We start from the raw sequence: 2776 nt of genomic DNA on the forward strand, positions 1-2776 counted from the left end.
ACTTTTGTCCCAGCCTCTTCTTATGATTTATTCTTCTTCCTCGTCTTCAGCATCCTCTTCTTCGTCGTCTTCTTCGCTTAATTCAACTTCCTCACCCAAATCATCTGGTACGATTTCATTGATTTCAGCATCGTAAGCTTCGACTTCACTCTTTTCATCATCTGGATTTTCTTCATCATATGAAAGAGCTGGATCTGCTTCGTAAACTTCTTCGTCTTCTGGATCATCATCGTTGTAGTCGATCGCATCTTCGTCTCCATCCATGAAGGCATTGACACGTTTTTTCTTCCGTTTCTTAGGAGTTTCGTCTTCGTCTGTTTCTTCAAGAGCGATGATTTCCTCATCAACTTCATCGATGGCATACCATGAACGAAGGCCCCATTTGTTATCTCCAAGTGGGATAAAGCTTCCATCTACATTCAATTCTGTGTAGAACAATGGAAGAGCTTCACGGATCTCGCTGTTTGATTTTTCAAGGTAATTTTGAATTTCATTTACAAGATCGCTAAAGTACATTTCATGGTCACGTCCGCGTAATTCTAAAATCGCACGCGCCACTTCAATCATAGAAAGTTCACTTTTTTCTTGTCCAGCAAATACTTCTAATTCCAAGGGTAAATCTCCTTATGTTTCATTTCCTAAATGGAGAAGGATCCGGTCTTAAACCTCATCCTATCCTCAATGACAGATTGAAAACTTCTCGTCACTAAATCTATCACGCATTTTATCGTTACACTCTATTGTACGATAAATTTCCCCTTTCGTCAAAGGAAAATTCCAGGATTCTCCATGAAATCAGAAAAAAGAAGAGCCTCAAGGCTCTTCTTTTTTCTCAATTATTTTACTTTTGCTGTGCTTGTGATTACGTTCACTGCTTTCTTCACTGTGATATCATGTTTCAACATTTCTGGTGAAAGAAGGTTGCGAACTTGTTCAACTGGCATGTTGTAATCTGCTGCCAATTGTTCGATTTCAGCGTTGATTTCTTCTTCAGTTGCTTCGAAGCCTTCTGCTTTTGCTACTGCTTCAACCACAAGGTTTGTCTTCGTACGGCTTTCAGCTTCTGCTTCGTATTGTTTGTGAAGATCTTCTTGAGTTGTTCCAGTGATTTGGAAGTACATTTCAGGTGAGATACCTTGACGTTGCATGTTTCCAAGGAATTCGTTGATTGAACGGTGTACTTCTTCGTGGATCATTTCTTCTGGAAGTTCAACGATTTCAGCGTTTTCAACGGCAAGATCGATTGCTGCTGCTTCTACTGCATCGTTGTATGCTTCTTCTTTAGCTTCTGCCAATTCTTTGCGGTATTTTTCTTTCAATTCAGCAAGAGTTTCAACTTCTTCGTCGATGTCTTTTGCCAATTCATCGTCAAGAGCTGGTACTTCTTTTGCTTTTACTTCGTGGATCGTTGTCACGAATTTCGCTTCTTTACCTGCAAGATCAGCTGCTTGGTAGTCTTCTGGGAATGTTACGATCACGTCAACTGTTTCACCAGCAGAGTGTCCAACCAATTGGTCTTCGAAACCTGGGATGAATTGACCTGAACCAAGTCCAAGTGAGAAGTTGTCACCTTTACCACCGTCGAATTCAACACCGTCGATAGAACCTACGAAGTCGATCACAACTGTGTCACCTTCTGCAGCAGCACCTTCTTTAACAACCAATTCAGCCAAGTTGTTGCGTTCGCGTTCGATACGAGCATCCACATCAGCGTCTGTTACTTCTTTAGAAACTTCTACTGACACTTCAAGGTCTTTGTAAGCACCCAATTTTACTTCAGGTTTTGTGACAACAGCTGCTGTCAATGTCCAGTCTTGACCTTTTTCCATAGATACAACATCGAAAGTTGGTTGTGCTACAACTTCGATTCCAGCTTCTTTAACAGCTGCTTCGTATGCTGCTGGAAGAAGATCGTTCAAAGCATCTTGGTAAAGAGCTTCTTCACCAAAACGTTGGTTGAAGATTGGACGTGGAATATGACCTTTACGGAATCCAGGTACGTTCAAGGTTTTCTTAACAGACTCAAACACACGGTCCAAAGCAGGTTTGATTTGCTCTTGGCTGATTGTGAAAGTCAATACACCGTGGTTAGTTTCTTTGTTTTCAAATGATACAGACATTCTGTCTCTCCTTAAAATAATATAGTCATTCCTTATAATTTTACCACAAAACTTTGAAATTGCAAGTTTTAAAACGTTTTTGCCTCTCTTTTCATCCAAAAAAACTAGCCCTTAAAAGCTAGTTCTGATTATGATTTTCGGATGGGATCATCGAGGTAGAGAGCACGGGCGCCACCGATCAATTTTGGCCGACTGGCAAGGGCTGTGACATGGGCTCCACCTAGCTCACGCAAGATAGGGCGAATCGGAACTTGCACGTGTTTGACATGCATCCCTACTGAGGTATCTCCGATGTCTAACCCGGCTTGGGCTGTGATAAATTCCACCTCAACAGGATCCTTAAAATACTTGAAAGCTGCGAGTTGTCCAGCCCCTCCTGCATGGAGACTCGGAAGGACATTGACGATTTCTAGCTCCTTCTTGTCCGCCAATTCTCTCTCGACCACCAAGGCGCGATTGAGATGCTCACATCCTTGTACCGCCAGATAAATCCCTCTTGGATTCAACTCATCTAGCAAGGTCTGGACAATAGCTTCGGCAATGTCGATGTTGGAGGCCTTTCCAATTTGCCCTCCTGCAACCTCACTGGAAGACATCCCGAGGACTAGAATCTGTCCTTGGTGGAGACGGCTTTTTTCCAAGACATCTACCAAGAT

3 protein-coding genes are annotated in these 2776 nt (G+C 42.4%); all 3 read right to left on the reverse strand.

Annotated elements, in window-relative coordinates; all coding sequences use genetic code 11:
- Window positions 1-27: 27 nt before the first annotated feature.
- The gene (gene rpoE, locus SPADD19_RS07190) at window positions 28-612 is read right to left on the reverse strand and encodes a DNA-directed RNA polymerase subunit delta (RefSeq protein WP_003004516.1); all 585 of its coding nucleotides are present in this window, start codon (window positions 610-612) and stop codon (window positions 28-30) included.
- A gap of 224 nt (window positions 613-836) precedes the next feature.
- Entirely contained in the window at window positions 837-2120 is a 1284-nt protein-coding gene (gene tig, locus SPADD19_RS07195; RefSeq protein WP_045763953.1) for a trigger factor, read from the reverse strand.
- Window positions 2121-2248: 128 nt separating this feature from the next.
- Window positions 2249-2776 (reverse strand): TIGR01440 family protein (locus SPADD19_RS07200; protein ID WP_241496531.1); only part of this gene is annotated, 528 nt, incomplete at its 5' end.

It is taken from the genome of Streptococcus parasanguinis (assembly GCF_001578955.1).
GTDB classification, from domain to species: Bacteria; Bacillota; Bacilli; order Lactobacillales; family Streptococcaceae; genus Streptococcus; species Streptococcus parasanguinis_U.

Bases quoted from the DNA above. Each gene is read 5' to 3' on its own strand.
- tig (WP_045763953.1), bottom strand. From the start codon at position 2,120: ATGTCTGTATCATTTGAAAACAAAGAAACTAACCACGGTGTATTGACT.